Origin of the sequence: Streptosporangium brasiliense (assembly GCF_030811595.1) — a bacterium.
In the GTDB taxonomy this organism is placed as follows: domain Bacteria; phylum Actinomycetota; class Actinomycetes; order Streptosporangiales; family Streptosporangiaceae; genus Streptosporangium; species Streptosporangium brasiliense.
Map to the genome: position 1 here is coordinate 630,361 of NZ_JAUSRB010000001.1, position 13,858 is coordinate 644,218.

Annotated in this window: 13 protein-coding genes; 6 read left to right on the top strand and 7 right to left on the bottom strand. The window is 70.8% G+C overall.

All coding sequences use genetic code 11. The features are described 5' to 3' along the window. The first annotated feature begins 332 nt into the window (after nucleotides 1–332). Nucleotides 333–1,949: a ribonuclease Y gene (gene rny / locus J2S55_RS02785; protein WP_306857038.1), complete on the top strand. Its 1,617-nt coding sequence runs from the start codon at nucleotides 333–335 to the stop codon at nucleotides 1,947–1,949. A 1-nt stretch (nucleotide 1,950) separates the two neighbouring features. On the opposite strand, the gene J2S55_RS02790 is transcribed toward rny, so the two are convergent. The 5 genes from J2S55_RS02790 to J2S55_RS02810 form a co-directional block, all read right to left on the bottom strand. Next, nucleotides 1,951–3,828: a S9 family peptidase gene (locus J2S55_RS02790; RefSeq protein ID WP_306857039.1), complete on the bottom strand. Its 1,878-nt coding sequence runs from the start codon at nucleotides 3,826–3,828 to the stop codon at nucleotides 1,951–1,953. 175 nt (nucleotides 3,829–4,003) lie between these two features. Beyond that, nucleotides 4,004–4,942: an amino acid ABC transporter permease gene (locus tag J2S55_RS02795; RefSeq protein ID WP_306857041.1), complete on the bottom strand. Its 939-nt coding sequence runs from the start codon at nucleotides 4,940–4,942 to the stop codon at nucleotides 4,004–4,006. Beyond that, nucleotides 4,939–5,607, bottom strand: coding sequence for an amino acid ABC transporter permease (locus J2S55_RS02800; protein WP_306857042.1), 669 nt, complete (start codon nucleotides 5,605–5,607; stop codon nucleotides 4,939–4,941). Before J2S55_RS02800 ends, J2S55_RS02795 begins: the two co-directional genes overlap by 4 nt. A 59-nt stretch (nucleotides 5,608–5,666) precedes the next feature. Beyond that, nucleotides 5,667–6,476 (bottom strand): glutamate ABC transporter substrate-binding protein, encoded by an 810-nt coding sequence (locus J2S55_RS02805; RefSeq protein ID WP_306857044.1) that lies wholly within the window; start codon nucleotides 6,474–6,476, stop codon nucleotides 5,667–5,669. Between the two features lie 34 nt (nucleotides 6,477–6,510). Further along, entirely contained in the window at nucleotides 6,511–7,266 is a 756-nt protein-coding gene (locus J2S55_RS02810) for an amino acid ABC transporter ATP-binding protein (protein WP_306857045.1), read from the bottom strand. 239 nt (nucleotides 7,267–7,505) lie between these two features. Here J2S55_RS02810 and miaB point away from each other — a divergent pair, with 239 nt between their 5' ends. The 4 genes from miaB to J2S55_RS02830 all read left to right on the top strand — a co-directional run bounded on the left by miaB (nucleotide 7,506) and on the right by J2S55_RS02830 (nucleotide 11,851). Next, entirely contained in the window at nucleotides 7,506–9,002 is a 1,497-nt protein-coding gene (miaB, locus tag J2S55_RS02815) for a tRNA (N6-isopentenyl adenosine(37)-C2)-methylthiotransferase MiaB (RefSeq protein ID WP_306857046.1), read from the top strand. Between the two features lie 313 nt (nucleotides 9,003–9,315). Next, the gene (locus tag J2S55_RS02820; protein ID WP_306857047.1) at nucleotides 9,316–9,984 is read left to right on the top strand and encodes a class III extradiol dioxygenase subunit B-like domain-containing protein; all 669 of its coding nucleotides are present in this window, start codon (nucleotides 9,316–9,318) and stop codon (nucleotides 9,982–9,984) included. Between the two features lie 119 nt (nucleotides 9,985–10,103). Continuing rightward, nucleotides 10,104–10,721, top strand: coding sequence for a helix-turn-helix transcriptional regulator (locus J2S55_RS02825; protein ID WP_306857048.1), 618 nt, complete (start codon nucleotides 10,104–10,106; stop codon nucleotides 10,719–10,721). After that, the gene (locus J2S55_RS02830) at nucleotides 10,718–11,851 is read left to right on the top strand and encodes an aminotransferase class I/II-fold pyridoxal phosphate-dependent enzyme (protein WP_306857050.1); all 1,134 of its coding nucleotides are present in this window, start codon (nucleotides 10,718–10,720) and stop codon (nucleotides 11,849–11,851) included. The genes J2S55_RS02825 and J2S55_RS02830 overlap by 4 nt, the downstream gene beginning before the upstream one ends. Here J2S55_RS02830 and J2S55_RS02835 read toward each other — a convergent pair. After that, nucleotides 11,803–12,783, bottom strand: a complete 981-nt coding sequence (locus tag J2S55_RS02835) for a ribonuclease Z (protein ID WP_306857051.1) — start codon at nucleotides 12,781–12,783, stop codon at nucleotides 11,803–11,805. The two genes, J2S55_RS02830 and J2S55_RS02835, sit on opposite strands and share 49 nt — an antisense overlap. Nucleotides 12,784–12,802: 19 nt before the next feature. Here J2S55_RS02835 and J2S55_RS02840 point away from each other — a divergent pair, with 19 nt between their 5' ends. Then, nucleotides 12,803–13,318 carry a methylated-DNA--[protein]-cysteine S-methyltransferase gene (locus J2S55_RS02840; protein WP_306857052.1) on the top strand — a complete coding sequence of 172 codons (516 nt, stop codon included), beginning with the start codon at nucleotides 12,803–12,805 and terminating at the stop codon, nucleotides 13,316–13,318. A gap of 87 nt (nucleotides 13,319–13,405) precedes the next feature. On the opposite strand, the gene J2S55_RS02845 is transcribed toward J2S55_RS02840, so the two are convergent. Continuing rightward, complete coding sequence (locus J2S55_RS02845) at nucleotides 13,406–13,753, bottom strand: antitoxin (protein ID WP_306857053.1); 348 nt, start codon at nucleotides 13,751–13,753, stop codon at nucleotides 13,406–13,408. Nucleotides 13,754–13,858: the final 105 nt, after the last annotated feature.

Below are 13,858 nucleotides of genomic sequence, written 5' to 3' on the forward strand. Positions count from 1 at the left end.
TCACCGGGCCGGGCGGGGATGTTGGGGAAAGAAACATCGGCTTCCCATGTTTGAACGGTCCCCAACCGGGCTTTGCTTGCCCGTGACTTGTTTGACGCTTAATCTCGACGGCAGTGAGGAGTTACTCCGCGCAGTGCGGATTGTCATAACGGCGAATTTACGGACGAGCAGGCTTGGCGGATGTGGGCGGACGGCGTGTCGGCGGGAGTGACCGGCGCAGCGTCGGCCTTGGGTTGATATCTGTTCCGGTGGCGTCGGCGCCTGGGCTTTCCGTGCCGTGCGTGTGACCCTCGCGTGCTTGATATTTGCGACGCGAGGAGGGCGGGGCGCGCATGGATCCGGTTGTGATCGTCATATTGGCGGGGGCGGTCGCGGTTCTTGCCGTGGTGACGATAGCCGCGCTGATCGTGTTGCTGCGCCGCACCGGGGCGGGCGGCGGGACGGGCGGTCCCTCCCCCGAGCAGGAGGCCGAGATCCAGACCGCGCTGGAAGATGCCAGACGCGAGGCGGCCGACATCCGCACCAAGGCCCAGCATGACGCCGAAGAGATCCTGCGCAGGTCCGAAGCCGCCGTCGAGACCGCCGCCGAGCTGCGCAAGGAGGCCGAGGCGGAGAGCCAGGTGCTGAAATACGAGCTGAAGGAGCTCCGCTCCGACCTCGAGCGCCGGGAGAACCGGCTGGCCGAGCGGGAGCAGCGCCTCGACGAGGAGGCCAGGCGCCAGGCCGAGCGGGCGCGCAAGCTCGCCGAGACGGAGACCAAGCTCGCCGACCGCCGTGAGGACCTCGACCGGGTCGCGCAGGAGCGCAAGGCCATCCTGGAGCGGGTGGCCGGGCTCACCAGCGACCAGGCGAGGTCCGAGCTGGTCAGGGAGATCGAGAACCAGGCCAAGCGCGAGGCCGCGCTGATCGTCAGGGAGATCGAGAGCGAGGCCCGCAGGGAGGGCGAGAAGCGGGCGACCAAGATCGTGACGCTGGCGGTCCAGCGCGTGGCCACCGAGCAGACCGCCGAGTCCGTCGTCAGCGTCCTGCATCTGCCCGGCGACGAGATGAAGGGCCGCATCATCGGCCGCGAGGGCCGCAACATCCGCGCCTTCGAGTCGACCACCGGGGTCAACCTGATCATCGACGACACGCCCGAGGCGGTGCTGCTGTCGTGCTTCGACCCGGTCCGCCGGGAGACCGCCCGGCTGACGCTGGAGAAGCTCGTCCTCGACGGCCGCATCCACCCCCAGCGCATCGAGGAGGCGCACGAGCGCAGCAAGGCCGAGGTCCAGGAGCTGTGCGTGCGCGCCGGCGAGGACGCCCTGGTGGAGCTCGGCATCACCGAGATGCACCCCGAGCTGATCACCCTGCTGGGCCAGCTCCGCTACCGCACCTCCTACGGCCAGAACGTGCTCGGCCACCTCGTGGAGTCCGCCCACATCGCCGGGATCATGGCGGCCGAGCTGAGGCTCGACCCGATGATGCTCAAGCGCTGCACGGTCCTGCACGACATCGGCAAGGCCCTCACCCACGAGGTCGAGGGCAGCCACGCGCTCATCGGCGCCGAGATCGCCAGGCGCTACGGCGAGCACGAGGACGTGGTCCACGCGATCGAGGCCCACCACAACGAGGTCGAGGTCAAGACGGTCGAGGCCGTCCTCACCCAGGCCGCCGACGCGATCAGCGGGGGCCGTCCGGGGGCCCGGCGGGAGTCCCTGGAGGCCTACGTCAAACGGCTGGAGCGCCTGGAGGAGATCGCCACCTCCTACGACGGCGTCGACAAGGTCTTCGCCATGCAGGCGGGCCGGGAGATCCGGGTCATGGTGAAACCCGACTCGGTCGACGACATCCAGGCCCAGGTGATCGCCCGTGACGTCGCCAAGCAGGTCGAGGAGGAGCTCGCCTACCCCGGCCAGATCCGCATCACGGTGGTCCGCGAGTCCAGGGCCACGGAGTTCGCGCGCTGAGTCAGCTCCGGAAGATCTGCTGGTAGAAGGCGAGTTCGGTGGCCAGCGCCGCGCTGCGGGTCTCGGCGCGGCGGAAGCCGTGGGCCTCGCCTTCGAAGGTGAGACAGGTGCAGGGGACGCCACGTTCGGCGAGGGCTTCGGCGAAGGCCTGAGACTGGGCGGGCGGGACCACCGGGTCCGACAGCCCCTGCAGGAGCAGCATGGGGCAGCTCACCCCGGCGACCCGGCCGAGGGGTTCGCGCGAGCCGTACAGGACGGGGTCGGCGGGGCCCACCAGCCACTCGACGTAGCGGGACTCGAAGTCGTGGGTGGTCGCGATGAGCGGGGCGAGCGCGCTGACGCCGTAGTAGGAGACCCCGCCGGCGAACGCGCCGGAGGTGCAGCAGGCCGCCATGACCGTCCAGCCGCCCGCGCTCCCGCCCCGGATCGCGATCCGTCCCGGGTCCGCCAGGCCCTCGGCCGCCAGCCACTCCGCGGCGGCGATCGAGTCATCCACGTCGACCACGCCCCACTGACCGTGCAGCCGGTCTCGATAGGCCCGGCCGTAGCCCGTGGAGCCGCCATAGTTGAGGTCGAGCACGCCGATGCCGCGGCTGGTGAAGAACGCCTTCTCCAGGTCGAGGGCGCCGCTGGCGCGCCCGGTGGGGCCACCGTGGACGAACACCACGTAGGGCGGGGCGCCGTCGCCGCGGGCCCGCGGGTTCGACGGCGGGTAGACGAATGCGTGGACCCGGTGGCCGGACCGGCTTTCGATCTCCACGGCCCGCACGAGCGGCAGGTAGGCGGGGTCGGGCAGCTCGCCGATGTCGCGGCGGAGCTCCTCGGCCCGCCCGGTGGCGGTGTCGACCCGGACGATCGACCGAGGCGCCGTCGCGCCGTATCCGATCCCGGCCAGGACGCGCCCGTCCGAGGTGAGGACCTGCTCCCAGCCGTCGTAGGGCACCTCCAGGTCGGTCAGCACGCCGCTGTCCGGGTCGAGGACGCCCAGCCGCGGGTCCCCCCGCCCGTGCAGGACCGCGATCCGCCCGTCGGCCAGCACCTGGTACGGCGGGCCGCCGAGCTGCCACAGCGGGCCGGCGAACTCCTCCTCCAGCGGGTGGAGCGCCTGGAGCGAGGTGCCGTGCAGCCCGACCCGGTAGAGGTTCCACCAGCCGGACCAGTCGGAGATCAGGTAGAGGTGCCGGTCGTCGCGCCACTGCGGGGCGAGCACCGATTCGGAGGGCCCTCCTTTGACCCTCCAGGAGGCGCCGTCGGCCAGCCGGGTGATCCGCAGCTCGGTGCCGTTCCACGGCATGCGGGGGTGGTCCCAGCAGATGTAGGCCAGGTGCTTGCCGTCGGGGGAGAGCGCGAGGCCGGCGTAGAAGTCGCTCCCGCTGACCCGCTCGCGCGGCGCGTCCTCGCCGTGCAGCGGGACGGACACGATGGAGCGGCTGATCCCGCCGCCGTGGTGCCGCTCCTGGACGCACCAGATCTGCCCGTCGTGGACGACCATGTCCGCGTAGCGGAGCCCGGCCTCCTGGTCGGGGACCGGTGTGATCGGCCGCGGCTCGGCGCCGGGGAGCAGCAGGTAGAGGCGCTGGTCGGTGAGGTTGGCGAACACCACGCCCCCGCCGGGGACCACCGCGTAGGAGCGCCCGCCGTACTCGTGGACGCGGGTCCTGGCGCTCCACGGGGTGGCCAGCAGCTCGCGGCACGCGCCGTCGGCGGCCCGGTGCACGATCGTGGTCCGGCCGCCCTCCGCGGGGCGGTCCTCGGTCCACCACACCTCTCCGCCGAGAACCGTCGGGAATCCCAGGCGCAGCCCGGACCGGGCCACCCCGGTGCTGGAGATCGGGGAAGGCCAGGTGGCGTACGGCAGGACGACCTGCTCGGGGGACATGGCGTAATCCTGCCCGATAACCCGCCGCCTGTCGCCGGTATGGCGCGCATCCCGCGCGACATGCGGTGATTCTGTGTCCCGGAACGCCGGAGGGCGGCCACCGCGACCGGTGACCGCCCTCGGCGGAACCTGGACAAGCTCCCCGGAACCGGGGCTGCCCGTATGCGGGGCCGCCTCAGTCCACCGCGGACACCTCGCCCGTTCCGGGCGCCACGACCGCTCCGGGCGGGGCGACCGGCTGGGCCGTCGACTTACGGCTGCGGCGGCTGCGCCTCTCCAGCCAGGTGGCGACGGCCCCGACGATCAGGTTGATGATGATGTAGACGATCGCGATGACGATCACTGCCGGGATGATGTTGTTGAAGTTGGACGGCAGCACGCGCGCCCCCGCGTTCAACAGGTCCTCGAACGAGACGATGAACCCCAGGGCCGTGTCCTTGAGGAGCACGACGAGCTGCGCGACGATCGCCGGCATCATGGCCGTGACCCCCTGCGGCAGCAGGATCATCCGCATGACCTGGCCCTTGCGCAGCCCGATCGCGAGTGCCGCCTCCGACTGGCCGCGCGGGATGGACAGGATGCCCGCCCGCACGATCTCCGCCAGCACCGACCCGTTGTACAGGACCAGGCCGGTCACCACCGCCATGAACGGGGTCACGGTCAGCCCGAAGACCGCGCTCCCGCCGTACATCACCGCGAAGATCATGATGAGCAGCGGGATGGCCCGGAAGAACTCGACCACCGCTCCCGCCGGGACGCGGATCCAGGCGTGGTCGGACAGCCGGCCGATGCCGAAGACGAACCCGAACGGCACCGCGATCACCGCGGCGACCGCCGCCGCGCTGAGCGTGTTGAACAGGCCGGGCAGGATCAGGTTGACCCACACGTCGCCCCGGAGGAACGGGGTCCACAGGTCGGCGTTGAGCTGGTTCTTCTCATCCAGCTTGGTCACCATCACGTAGACGGCGAACAGCGCGACGAGGACGACCAGCACCGTGAGCACGGTGTTGCGCATCTGGGCGCGCGGGCCGGGAACGTCGTAGAGGACGCTGGCCCGATCCGGCGCGGACGCGCGCTTACGCGTTTTTCTCGGTTCCGCGGTCAGCGTGCTCATCGAACCACCGCCATGCGCTTGGACAGCCAGGTGAACAGCAGTCCGGTGGGCAGAGTCAGGATCAGGAAGCCGAGCGCGAAGCCGAAGAAGATCGGGACGACCGCGTCGCCGTGCGACTCGAAGAGCGTCTTCATCGTCAGGGAGGCCTCACCCACCCCGATGGCGGCGGCGATCGTGGTGTTCTTGATCAGCGCGATCAGGACGCTGCCCAGCGGGGCGACCACCGCGCGGAGCGCCTGGGGCAGCACGATCATCCGCAGGTTCTGGAAGAAGGTCAGGCCGATGGCGCGGGCCGCCTCGGCCTGGCCGAGCGGCACCGTGTTGATCCCGGCCCGGATCGCCTCGCAGACGAACGCCGCCGTGTAGGCCGACAGGCCGATGATGGACAGCCAGAGATAGTTCGTGGACAGGCTCGTGGAGAACGAGATGTCCAGCACCAGGCCGAGACCCAGCCCGCAGAACACGATCACCAGCGTCAACGGGGTGTTCCGCACGATGTTCACGTACGCCGTGCCGATCCCCCGAAGGACGGGCAGCGGGCTGACGCGCATCCCGGCGAGGATCGTCCCGAGGACCAGCGCCATGAATCCGCTGGCGAGCGTGAGCCGTATCGTCAGCCAGAACGCGCTCAGGATGACCGGGAATTCGTCGAAGAGTGCCTGCACTCATCCCTCCAATAGCCGTCGGCCGGGGCGTTCGCACGCCCCGGCCGATTCGTGGCCGATCAGTAGCGCTCGACGGTCGGCGGGTTCGTGAAGAACTTCCCGAACTCGCCGAAGTTGGCGTCGACGGCCTTCTTCCAGCTGCCGTCCTTGAACATCTTCTCCACGGCCGCGTTGAGCTTCTCGCGGGTGTCCTTGTCCTCCAGCTTCACGCCGATGCCGTACTTCTCCTCGGAGAAGGGCTTGCCGACGAGGCGGAACTTGCCCGGCGACTGGGTGGCGAACCCGGCCAGGATCGTCGCGTCGGTGGAGATCGCGTCGACCTGCTTGTTCTCCAGCAGGGGCAGGCAGGCGCCGTAGCCCTGCTGCTCGGTGAGGTACTGGCCCTTCCACGCCTCGCCGAACTTCTCGACCAGACGCTTGGGCGAGGACGACCCCTGGGCGCCGCAGACCTTCTTGGTCTTCAGGTCGTCGACGCTGTTGATCGTCGTGTCGTCCGCGCGGGTCAGGATGTCCTGGCCGGTCACCAGGTACGGCCCGGCGAAACCGATCTTCTTCTTCCGGTCGTCGGTGATCGAGTAGGTCGCGATCACGATGTTGACCTGGCCCTGCTGGATGAAGGACTCGCGGTTGGCCGAGATGGCCTCCTTGAACTCGACCTTGTCGCCGGTGTAACCGAGCTCCTTGGCGACATACTTGGCCACGTCGACGTCGAAGCCCTTGAACGAACCGTCCGGCTGCTTCTGTCCCAGGCCAGGCTGGTCGAACTTGATTCCGACGACGAACTTGTCACTGCCGCCGCTGCACGCGGTGAGACTCGCCGCCGCGGCCGCCACCGCGATCACCACGGCTCCAATACGACGTACACGCATCTTGCTACCTCTTCTTCTTAAAGGGGGTGAGCCGCTAGTGCGTAAGGATCTTGGAGAGGAAGTCCTTCGCCCGGTCGGTCCGGGGTGCGGTGAAGAACTCCTCAGGTGTGTTCTCCTCGACGACCTGCCCCTCGGCCATGAACACCACCCGGTTCGCCGCGCGGCGGGCGAATCCCATCTCGTGGGTCACGACCATCATCGTCATGCCCTCCTGGGCGAGGCCGATCATGACGTCGAGCACCTCCTGGACCATCTCCGGGTCCAGCGCCGAGGTCGGCTCGTCGAACAGGATCATCTTGGGGTCCATGGCCAGAGCGCGGGCGATGGCCACGCGCTGCTGCTGACCTCCCGACAACTGCGCCGGATACTTCGACGCCTGGGCGCCGATGCCGACCCGGTCCAGCAGCTCCATGCCCCGCCGCTCGGCCTCGGCCTTGGCGATGCCGCGGACCTTGATCGGCCCGAGCGTGACGTTCTCCAGGATCGTCTTGTGCGCGAACAGATTGAAGGACTGGAACACCATGCCGACCTCGGACCTGAGCTTGGCCAGCGTCTTGCCTTCAACCGCGAGCGGCTGCCCGTCAAATGTGATTGTTCCGCCGTCTATCGTCTCAAGCCGGTTGATCGTCCGGCACAGGGTCGACTTGCCGCCACCTGAAGGACCGATGACGACGAGGACCTCGCCACGAGAGATCGTCAGATTGATGTCACGCAGGACGTGCAGGTTGCCGAAGTGCTTGTTGACATCCGCAAGCACAACCAGAGGAGTCGTGTCCCCGTTCTCCGTCATGGTGGACAACGTAATTCTGTAAAGGGCACCCAAGGCTAACCCTGCGGTACCGATCAGATCACGACCTGCCAGTTTCGGGTAAAAAATGGACCAGCTTCTGTCAGATCTGTGCGAAAGCGGCTGGATCGGGTGTCAGTTTGCACGGCACGGCGCTCTCCGGGACCGTCCCCGCCGCGCCCCGGTGGGCGGAGGGGGACGGTCCCGGAGGCCGTGCGGAGCGCCTACCCTTGTCTACTGAGATGACTGTCACCGTGGAGAGCGCCCGCACGTACGAGGTACGTACCTACGGGTGCCAGATGAACGTGCACGACTCCGAGCGCCTGTCGGGCCTTCTCGAAGACGCGGGCTACGTCCCCGCGCCCGAAGGGGCGACGGCCGACGTGGTCGTGTTCAACACCTGCGCCGTGCGGGAGAACGCCGACAACAAGCTCTACGGCAACCTCGGGCATCTGCGCCCCTCGAAGGTGAGCAACCCCGGCATGCAGATCGCCGTGGGCGGCTGCCTGGCGCAGAAGGACCAGGGGGAGATCGTCCGCAGGGCGCCCTGGGTGGACGTGGTGTTCGGCACCCACAACATCGGCTCGCTGCCGGTGCTGCTGGAGCGGGCGCGCGTCCAGCAGGAGGCCCAGGTCGAGATCAAGGAGTCCCTGGAGACCTTCCCGAGCACGCTGCCGACCAAGCGGGAGTCCGCCTACGCCGCGTGGGTGTCGGTCTCCGTCGGATGCAACAACACCTGCACCTTCTGCATCGTGCCGGCGCTGCGCGGCAAGGAGAAGGACCGCCGTCCCGGCGACATTCTCAACGAGGTGCGGACCCTGGTCGACCAGGGCGTGCTGGAGATCACCCTCCTGGGCCAGAACGTCAACACCTACGGCGTGGAGTTCGGCGACCGGCTCGCCTTCGGCAAGCTCCTGCGGGCCTGCGGCGACATCGACGGGCTGGAGCGGGTCCGCTTCACCAGCCCGCACCCGGCGGCGTTCACCGACGACGTCATCGCGGCCATGGCCGAGACGCCCAACGTGATGCACCAGCTCCACATGCCGCTGCAGTCCGGCTCCGACCGGATCCTCAAGGCGATGCGCCGCTCCTACCGGGCCGAGCGCTATCTGGGCATCATCGAGCGGGTCCGCGCGGCCATGCCCGACGCCGCCATCTCCACCGACATCATCGTGGGCTTCCCCGGCGAGACCGAGGAGGATTTCCAGGGCACGCTCGACGTGGTGCGCGAGTCGCGCTTCGCCAACGCCTTCACCTTCCAATACTCCATCCGGCCCGGCACCCCCGCCGCCACCATGGACGACCAGATCCCCAAGGAGGTCGTCCAGGAGCGTTACGAGCGGCTCGTCGCCCTGCAGACCGAGATCTCCTGGGAGGAGAACAAGAAGCAGGTCGGGCGGACGCTCGAGGTGCTGGTGGCCGAGGGGGAGGGCCGCAAGGACGAGGCGACCCGCCGCCTGTCGGGCCGCGCCCCCGACAACCGCCTGGTCCACTTCGCCCCCGGCGAGGAGACCCCGCGCCCCGGTGACATGGTCGCCGTCGAGGTGACCTACGCGGCCCCCCACCACCTGGTGGCCGACGGCCCGGCGCTGAAGCTCCGCCGCACCCGCGCGGGCGATGCCTGGCAGGCCCGGCAGGCCGCCCCGGCGGCCACCGGTCCCGGGGTCATGCTCGGCATGCCCTCGATCGGCCGCCCCGCCCCGGCGCAGGAGTCCGCGGGCTGCTCCACCTGCCCCTGAGCGAGCCGCCCGGATGAGGCGGCCCCGTCCGCGCCCCGCCGTACGGTGCCCGTCGGGCCGTACGGCGGCGCGCTGCTCGCGTGCCCGTACGGCGACATGCTGCCCATCCGGCCGTACGGCGGCGCGGTGCCTGTCCGGCCGTACGGCGGCGCGCTGCTCGCGTGCCCGTACGGCGGCGCGCTGCCTGTCCGGCTCCGTCCGGCGGTGCGCGGCGCGGCGCGGTGCCCGTCCGGCGGTGCGCGGCGCGGCGCGGTGCCCGTCCGGCCTGCGGCGGCGGGCGGCCGCGGCGGAGGGACTCCGTTAGTCTGGCCGGGTGCTTGCCGCCGTGGCCGTCTGCCCGCATCCTCCGCTGCTGATCCCCGAGCTGGCCGGTGCCGCGGCCCCGGAGCTCGACGAGCTCCGGGCGGCCTGCGCCGCCGCACTGGGCGCCCTGCGGGACTGCGCGCCCGACACGATCGTGGTGGTCGGCGGCGCCGACCGGGCCGGAGTCCATGGCGCCGACGCCGCCGGGAGCCTCGCGCCATGGGGCGCCGACGTCCGGGTCGGCGCCGGTGAGCCCGTCCTGCCGCTCTCCCTGTCGGTCGGCCGCTGGCTGCTGGAGCGGGAGGGGATGGCGGCCTCGCGGTTCCACGCCGTGCCGTTCGACGCCTCCGCGGAGACGTGCGCCGCGCTCGGCGCGCGGCTGGCGGACGCGCCCGGCCGGGTGGCGATGCTGGTCATGGCCGACGGCTCCGCCCGCCTCACCGAGAAATCCCCCGGATACCTGGATCCCCGCGCGCAGCCGTACAACGCCGCGATCGTCGGGGCGCTGGCCCGGGGCGAGGTCCCGGAGCTGGATCCCGGCGAGGCCGCCGAGCTGTGGGTCGCCGGCCGTGCGGCCCTCCAGGTCCTCGCCGGAGCGGGCGGCTCCCTGAACGGCGAGGTGCTCTACGACGACGCCCCCTACGGGGTGGGCTACTTCGTCGCCCGCTGGGTGGAGTGATCCCCGGCCGGTGACCGGCGCGTTCTCCGCGGAGGGGGACGGCCCCGCGTCCGCCCCGTGTCCCGTCCGCACGCCGATCGTTTGGACAGAAAGTCCAAATTGGACTTATTGTCCTAACCATGAACGATCCGAGGGTGGCGCAGTGGTCGCCCGTGTGCGCGGCGATCGCCGCCCTGCTCGCCCCGCACGCCGAAGTCGTCCTGCACGACCCGGAGCGGGACGAGATCCTGGCGATCTGGAACCCGATGTCCGGGCGGGAGCCCGGCGACCCCTCGCTGCTCGGCGAGCTCGACCGGCTGACCCCCTCCCCGTCGGGGGTGTACGGGCCCTACGAGAAGCTGCTCGCCGACGGCCGGCGGCTGTCCTCGGTGAGCGCGGTCGTCACCGGCGCCGAGGGGCGCCCCTCGGCGCTGCTGTGCGTCAACGTCGACCGCACCCCGCTGGACCAGGCCGCCGCCCTGCTCACCGCCTTCGCCGCGCCCGTCACCGAACGGCCGGGGGCGCTGTTCGAGCAGGACTGGACCGAACGGGTGGCCGAGACCGTGGGCGCCTTCGTCCGTGACCGCGGGCGTCCGCTGGAGCAGCTCACCAGGGAGGACCGCCTGGCCGTGCTGGCCGAGCTCGACCGGCTCGGCGTGTTCGGCGTGCGGCGGGCCGTTCCGGTGGTGGCCAGGGCGCTGCGGGTGTCCCGTTCAACCGTCTACACCCTGCTGTCCGATCTCAGGAGCACGCCATGACCTTCCTGCCCGACTTCAAGCTGGAGACCCACTTCTCCCGGTGGGAGTTCGCCGCCCGCCACCACCTGACCGCCTCGGACGCGGAGACCATGTCGATGGCGGAGCTGCTCGCGCTCGCCGACGACGAGGACCGCCGGGCCTGGGCGGAGCTGCGGCTCGGCTACACCGAGACGTTCGGCGACCCCGGCCTGCGGGAGGCGATCGCGGCCACCTACACCGGTGTGCGGCCCCAGGACGTCCTGTGCTTCGCCGGCGCGGAGGAGGGCATCTACCTGGCGATGCGGGTCCTGCTCGGCCCCGGCGGCCACGCCGTCGTGATCACCCCGAACTACCAGGCGGCCGAGACGGTCCCGCTGTCGCTGTGCGAGGTCACCGGGGTGGCGCTGGACGCCGGACGGGACTTCGCCCTCGACATCGGGGCGGTCGAGGCGGCGCTGCGGCCCAACACCCGGGTGGTCTCGGTGAACTTCCCCAACAACCCGACGGGGAAGCTGATCCCGGAGGCCGACTTCCGGCGCCTGGTGGAGCTGTGCGACGCGCGGGGGATCCGCCTGTTCAGCGACGAGGTCTACCGCGGGCTGGAGCTCGACCCCGCGCGCGTCCTGCCGCAGGCCGCCGACCTGTCCCCCCGGGCGCTGTCGCTCAACGTGGTCTCCAAGGCGTACGGCCTGCCCGGGCTGCGGGTCGGCTGGATCGCCTGCCGCGACCCCGAGCTGCTGAGCAGGCTGGAGCGGGCCAAGCACTACACCTCCATCTGCAACGCGGCGCCGAGCGAGATCCTCGCCCGGATCGCGGTGAAGTCACGGGAGGCGATCCTGGCCCGCAACCGCGGGATCATCGCCGCCAACCTGCCGCTCTTCGACGCCTTCTTCGCCGAGTTCGCCGATCTGTTCGAGTGGGCGCCGCCCGAGGGCGGCTGCGTCTGCTTCCCCCGCTACCTGGGGCCCGGCTCGGTGGACGACTTCTGCGAGAGCCTGGTCGAGGAGGCCGGCGTGCTGCTGCTGCCCTCGGGCCTCTATCGCTCCGAGCTCACCGACGTCCCCGCCGACCGCTTCCGCCTGGGGGTGGGCCGGCACGGGGCTCAGGAGGGGCTCGACGCCTTCGCCGCCTGGCTGCGCGCCCGCCGGTGAGAGGTCCCGTGGTCCCGCCGGGGGACGGGGACGCGCATCAGGTCATGGGCGAGGACGACGTCGCCGTCGAAGGACCCGTGGGCCTCCTCCAGGAAGCGGGGCCCGTCGCCGGCGTCGTAGCGTTCGGAGAAGTGGGTCAGGACCAGGCTGCGGGCGCCGGACTCGGCGGCGATCCGGCCCGCCTGGGCGGCGGTCAGATGGCCGTACTCCTCGGCCAGCCTGGCCTCGGAGGACAGGAACGTCGACTCGATGATCAGTAGGTCCACGCCCTCGGCGAGGGCGAACGCGCCCTCGCACAGCCGGGTGTCCATGATGAACGCCGCGCTCTGGCCGGGCCGGGGCTCGCTGCAGTCGGCCAGGTGGACGACGGACCCGTCCGGGGCGGTCGCCGTGCCGGTGCGCTGCAGCTCGCCGACCGACGGGCCGCCGATCCCCCGTTCGGCGAGGAGCTCGGGGAGCATCCGGCGGCCGTCCGGCTCGTCGAGGCGGTAGCCGTAGGATTCGACGGGATGGGAGAGCGGGCGCGCGGTGAGCGTCACCGGGCCCGCCTCGAAGGCCGCGACCGGCCCGGAGAGCGGACGCTCGGCGATCACCGAGGTGTCGGCGAAGGAGCTGGCGTGGCGCAGGCGGCGCCAGTAGGTCTCACCGCCGGCGGGATAGGCCGCCTGGACCTGGTGGGCGACGCCGTCCCGGGCGATGCGCTGGACGATCCCGGGGACCCCCAGGCAGTGGTCGCCGTGGAAGTGGGTCACGCAGATCCAGGTGATGTCGTGGGAGCCGACGCCCGCGTGGAGCATCTGGCGCTGGGTGCCCTCGCCGGGGTCGAACAGGAAGCCCTGACCGTCCCAGCGCAGGAGATATCCGTTGTGGTTACGGTGGCGGGTGGGCACCGCGCTTGAGGTGCCGAGGACGACGAGTTCGCGAAGGGACACAGTCCACATGGTAGGAACCGTGGCGTTCGGGAGTGTCCCGACACCGCTGGGGGACATGCTCGTCGCCGTCACGGAGGCCGGCGTGGCCGGGGTCGGCTGGAGCAGCCGGGAGGGGCTCAGGGCCCGCATCCTGGAGGGGCTCAAGCTGGTCGAGGTGGACGACCCCGGCCGGACGGCCGCGGCACTCGGCGAGCTGGCCGGATACTACGCGGGCGACCTGCGGGCCTTCAGCGTCCCGGTGGACTGGCGGCTGACCTCGCCGGTGCAGCGCAGGGTGCTCGGCACGCTGTACGAGACGGTGGCCTACGGCCAGGCCGTGACCTACGGCGAGCTCGCCGCGCGGAGCGGGACCGGGGTGCCCGCGCGCGCGATCGGATCGATCATGGGGGCCAACCCCATCCCCATCATCGTCCCGTGCCACCGGGTCGTCGCCGGGAACGGGCTGGGCGGTTTCAGCGGGGGAGAGGGCGTGGAGTCCAAGCGGTGGCTGCTGACCATGGAGGGCTACCTGCAGCCGACACTCGACTGGGACTGAACCGGTCGGGGCCGGTCGGGGCCGGGCGGGACGCGCGGGAGCCGCCCGGGGGCTTCGCCGGGCGGTCCGCGTCAGAAGTCGCATCGCTCAACCGGTGTGCGGAGGCCGGCCGGCCTCACCGGAGCTCCGAGGCGCGCCTGTCTCGCCAGGGGCCTGGGACGTCCCGGTCTCGCCAAGGGACTGTGAGGTGTCGGGCTCGCCAGGGACCCGGGGCGTGACCGTCTCGCCGGGGGCCGGGGACGTCCCGGTCCGGCCGTCGATCATGTCCGCCCGCTGCCTGGCCTGATCAGCCGCGGCGTCGATGTACTGGTCGTACTTGCCGCCTGTCTTGTCCTTGGCCATCTGTGCTGCCTTGTCGATGCCCTGGTTGGCGAGCTCTTCGGCCTTGGCGCCGTGCTCGCCGAGCATGCTCCGGAACTTGTCGAAGATCGACATAGGCTGTTCCCCCAATTACCGTGATGCGAACTGATGGGGCAAAAGGACCGGTTTGATGGCTTCTTGATGGGATATGTCCGGTTCTGGGTCCGGGGAAACGGAAAC

What these genes read in the sequence shown, in the direction of transcription:
- J2S55_RS02805 (WP_306857044.1), bottom strand. Translation starts at nt 6,476, where the DNA reads ATGCGTGTACGTCGTATTGGAGCCGTGGTGATCGCGGTGGCGGCCGCG.
- J2S55_RS02790 (WP_306857039.1), bottom strand. Translation starts at nt 3,828, where the DNA reads ATGTCCCCCGAGCAGGTCGTCCTGCCGTACGCCACCTGGCCTTCCCCG.
- J2S55_RS02825 (WP_306857048.1), top strand. Translation starts at nt 10,104, where the DNA reads ATGAACGATCCGAGGGTGGCGCAGTGGTCGCCCGTGTGCGCGGCGATC.
- J2S55_RS02795 (WP_306857041.1), bottom strand. Translation starts at nt 4,942, where the DNA reads ATGAGCACGCTGACCGCGGAACCGAGAAAAACGCGTAAGCGCGCGTCC.
- J2S55_RS02810 (WP_306857045.1), bottom strand. Translation starts at nt 7,266, where the DNA reads ATGACGGAGAACGGGGACACGACTCCTCTGGTTGTGCTTGCGGATGTC.
- J2S55_RS02845 (WP_306857053.1), bottom strand. Translation starts at nt 13,753, where the DNA reads ATGTCGATCTTCGACAAGTTCCGGAGCATGCTCGGCGAGCACGGCGCC.
- J2S55_RS02830 (WP_306857050.1), top strand. Translation starts at nt 10,718, where the DNA reads ATGACCTTCCTGCCCGACTTCAAGCTGGAGACCCACTTCTCCCGGTGG.
- miaB (WP_306857046.1), top strand. Translation starts at nt 7,506, where the DNA reads ATGACTGTCACCGTGGAGAGCGCCCGCACGTACGAGGTACGTACCTAC.
- rny (WP_306857038.1), top strand. Translation starts at nt 333, where the DNA reads ATGGATCCGGTTGTGATCGTCATATTGGCGGGGGCGGTCGCGGTTCTT.